Genomic DNA, 3,875 nt, shown 5'->3' on the forward strand with positions numbered 1-3,875 from the left:
GAGCGGGCCACCCGGTCCGCCGCCGAGGCCCTCGCCGGGGCCGAGCGGCTGCGCGCCGAGCTCGACCGGACCCGCGCCGACGCCGAGGCCGCCCGCATGGCCGCCGAGCAGGCCCGGACGGAGACCGCCGCGGCCCGCCAGGCCCAGCACGCCGCCGAGGACGCCCGGCAGCGGGCCGACGCGGCCCGCGCGCAGGCTGAGGCCGACCGCACCGAGGCCGCCGCGGCCGCCGACACCGCCCGCCGGGAGCTGGCCGCCAGCACCGGGGAGCGCGACGCCCTGGCCGCCGAGCTGGCCGCCGCGCGGGAGGCCGCCGCCACCGTCGAGGCCCGGCTGGCCGAGCTGACCGTACGGCTGGCCGCCGCCGAGGCCGACCGCGACGCGGCCCAGCGCCGGGCGGGGCAGCTCGCCGACCAGGTCAGTGACCTGGCCACCGCCCTGGCCCGGCTGGGCGCCCGCACCGGCTGACCGGCCCGCGCTAGCATTGTTGAATGCTCAACCAGTTCCCGGCGCCCGTGGTCGCCACCGCCGGCAGCACCGACCCCACCGCACCCCTGGTCGTGCTGCTGCACGGCCGCGGCTCCCACGAACGGGAGATCCTCGCCCTGGCCGACCGCCTGCCGGCCGGCCCGGCGTACGCGGCGGTCCGCGCCCCCATCGCCGAGGGCGGCGGGTACGCGTGGTTCGCCAACCGGGGCATCGGCCGCCCGGTCGCCGGGTCGCTGCGCGCCACCCTGGACTGGTTCACCGGCTGGCTCGACGGGGTCGCCCCGGTCGGCCGCCCGGTGGCGCTGGTCGGCTTCAGCGGCGGCGCCGCGTTCGCCGGCGGCCTGCTGCTGGACGACCCGGCCCGGTACGCCGGCGCCGCGATCCTCTACGGCACGCTGCCCTTCGACGCCGGGGTGCCCACCACCGCCGGCCGGCTGGCCGGGGTGCCGGTCTTCGTGGCCCAGGGCGAGCACGACACCGTCATCCCCCGCGAGCTGCTGGACCGCACCTGGTCCTACCTGCGCAGCGAGTCCGGCGCCACGGCCACCGCCCGCCGGGACCCGGTCGGCCACGGCATCGCCGCCCCGGCGCTGGCCGACCTCGCCGACTGGCTGCGGGCGCGGCTGGGCTGACCGGCCACGGGCTGGGACGGGACAGCGGCGGCGGCCCGGCGGCGACGATGATTCGGGGCGTGGGAAAGACGTACGCGCGTATCGACGGCCGGCTGCGCACCTTCATCGAGGCGCAGCCGATGTTCTTCACCGCCACCGCCCCCCACGCGGGCGACGGCACCATCAACCTCTCCCCGAAGGGCCTGCGCGGCTCCTTCGCTGTGCTCGACGAGCTGACGGTGGCCTACCTGGACTTCGCCGGCAGCAACGCGGAGACCATCGCCCACCTGCGGGAGAACGGCCGCATCACGCTGATGTGGTGCGCGTTCGGCGGCCCGCCGAACATCGTGCGGGTGCACGGGCGCGGCGAGCCGGTGTTCCGCGACGACCCCCGCTGGCCGGACCTGCTGCGGCACTTCCCCGACATCGACCCGAGCCCGCACGGGCTGCGGGCCGTCGTCGTCGTCCGCGCCGAACTGATCCGCGACACCTGCGGGTACGCGGTCCCGCTTATGACCTACGAGGCCGACCGGGACCTGCACGGCCGGCGGTTCGCCCGGGAGGACGACACCTCGCTGAGCGCCTACTTCGCCGGCAAGGAACACGTGGCCACCAGCATCGACGGCCTGCCCGGCCTGCCGCTGCCCCTGCCACCCACCCCGGCCGGGTGATCCGGCGGCCGGATCAGTGGATACCGGCCATCAGCACCCGGATGTGCCGGGCGAACATCACCGCGGCGACCCCCAGCACCACCGACGCCAGGCCGAAGGTGAGGAAGTAGACCGATTCGGCCCACGCCCCGGCCAGCCGCGCCACCTGGCCACCGATGGCGTCGCCGACGGCGGAGGCGAGGAACCACAGGCCCATCATCTGGCTGGCGTACTTGACCGGGGCCAGCTTGGTGGTCGCCGACAGACCCACCGGGCTCAGCGACAGCTCACCGGCGACCTGGATCGCGTACACGGCGACCAGCCACCACGGCGACACCAGACCCCCACCGACGGCGGCCTGCGCGGCGGCGGCCATCAGCACGAACGACAGGCCGTTGAGGATCAGGCCGACCGCGAACTTCATCGGCGTGGAGACCCGGTGCCCGAGCTTGAGCCAGAGCCAGGCGGCCAACGGCGCGCCGATGATGATCAGGATCGGGTTCACCGACTGCAACCACGACGCGGGGAAGGTGAAGCCGGCCACGTTCCGGTCGGTGCGGTCGGCGGCGAAGATGTTCAACACCGACCCGGCCTGGTCGTAGATCAGCCAGAACGCGGCGGCGAACACGAACAGCCAGGTGTAGGCCTTCATCCGGCTGCGTTCGGTGGCGCTGATCTCCCCGTCGGTGAGGATCCGGGCGAAGTAGCCGACGGCCACCAGCACGGTGACCAGGGTCAGCAGGTTGACCACGGTGTTGACGGTGAACAGCCCGAGCACGGCCAGCAACCCGAGCACCACCAGCACGGCCAGGGTGACCAGGCCGATCCGGGTCAGCGCCCGGCGCCGGTCCGCCCCGAGCAGCGGGTCCACCGGGCGGGCGCCCGCGTCGCCCAGGTTGCGCCGTCCCAGCACGTACTGCAGCACGCCGAAGGTCATGCCGATCGCCGCGGCGCCGAAACCCAGATGCCAGTTGATCTTCTCGCCGAGGAAGCCGGTGATCAGCGGCGCGATGAACCCGCCCAGGTTGATGCCCATGTAGAAGATCGAGAAGCCGGCGTCGCGGCGCGGCGAGTCCCGGTCGTACAGGTCACCCACCATGGTGGAGATGTTGGGCTTGAGCAGCCCGGTGCCGAGCACGATCAGGGTCATGCCGGCGAACACGCTCCACCGCACCGGGACGGCCATCACGTAGTGGCCGGCCGCGATGACCACCCCACCCCACAGCACGCTGCGCCGGGCGCCCAGCAGCCGGTCGGCGACCCAGCCGCCGGGCAGCGCCATCAGGTAGACCATCGCGTTGTACGTGCCGTAGACGGCGTTGGCGGTGGACTCGCGGATGCCCAGTCCCTCGTCGGCGACCGCGGCGGTCAGGTAGAGCACGAGGATGGCGCGCATGCCGTAGAAGCTGAACCGTTCCCACATCTCGGTGAGGAACAGCGTCGACAGCGCCCGGGGGTGACCGAAGAAGGTCTTCCCCCCGGGCGGTCGGGCCCCGATCGGCGCGTCACCGGCCATGCTCACCTCCGCACGCGTGGAGGCGGCTAACATCCCCGTTGACAGGCGAAACACTCCACCGATTCCGCCCGGCCGGGGACGACCCCGCCGGGCCGCCGTGGTGGACCGGCTACCCTTGGAGGGTTCCCCCACCGCACGGATCGTCCCGGCGGGGCGGGAATGGCCCGGCCCGGACGGACCGTTACACCGAGAAGACCAGCACCACGAACGAGGGGAAGCCGATCATGGGCGAGCGCATGCTGCGCGGAAGCCGCCTTGGCGCGGTCAGCTACGAATCCGACCGCAACACCGAGCTCGCGCCGCGCCAGACCCGCGAGTACCTGTGCGCCAAGGGACACCAGTTCGAGGTGCCGTTCGCCGTCGACGCCGAGGTCCCCACGACCTGGGAGTGCAAGTTCGACGGCAGCGTCGCCCGGCTGGTCGACGGCAGCGAGCCGGAGCAGAAGAAGGCCAAGCCGCCGCGTACCCACTGGGACATGCTGCTGGAGCGGCGCTCGATCGCCGAACTGGAGGACATCCTGGCCGAGCGGCTGCAGGAGGTCCGCACCCGCCGCGGCCGCGCCTGAGCACACCGAACGACCGAAACGCCCCCGGGGATCACCCGGGGGC

General features: G+C 73.8%; 4 protein-coding genes and 1 pseudogene. 4 read left to right on the forward strand and 1 reads right to left on the reverse strand.

All coding sequences use genetic code 11. The features are described 5' to 3' along the window. From ACWEVO_RS32145 to ACWEVO_RS32155, 3 genes and pseudogenes are all read left to right on the forward strand, one after another. Positions 1-468, forward strand: a pseudogene (locus ACWEVO_RS32145) (hypothetical protein); the annotation flags it as partial. A gap of 23 nt (positions 469-491) precedes the next feature. Continuing rightward, positions 492-1,121: an alpha/beta hydrolase gene (locus tag ACWEVO_RS32150; protein ID WP_452311206.1), complete on the forward strand. Its 630-nt coding sequence runs from the start codon at positions 492-494 to the stop codon at positions 1,119-1,121. Positions 1,122-1,180: 59 nt separating this feature from the next. Continuing rightward, complete coding sequence (locus ACWEVO_RS32155) at positions 1,181-1,771, forward strand: pyridoxamine 5'-phosphate oxidase family protein (RefSeq protein WP_452311207.1); 591 nt, start codon at positions 1,181-1,183, stop codon at positions 1,769-1,771. Positions 1,772-1,784: 13 nt separating this feature from the next. Here the strand turns inward: ACWEVO_RS32155 and ACWEVO_RS32160 are convergent, their stop codons facing one another. Further along, the gene (locus ACWEVO_RS32160) at positions 1,785-3,266 is read right to left on the reverse strand and encodes a peptide MFS transporter (RefSeq protein WP_452311208.1); all 1,482 of its coding nucleotides are present in this window, start codon (positions 3,264-3,266) and stop codon (positions 1,785-1,787) included. 224 nt (positions 3,267-3,490) lie between these two features. Here ACWEVO_RS32160 and ACWEVO_RS32165 point away from each other — a divergent pair, with 224 nt between their 5' ends. Then, on the forward strand, positions 3,491-3,832 hold the full coding sequence (locus ACWEVO_RS32165) for an RNA polymerase-binding protein RbpA (protein WP_046564157.1): 342 nt from the start codon (positions 3,491-3,493) through the stop codon (positions 3,830-3,832). Positions 3,833-3,875 lie beyond the last annotated feature (43 nt).

This window comes from Micromonospora sp. NPDC003776 (assembly GCF_053605645.1).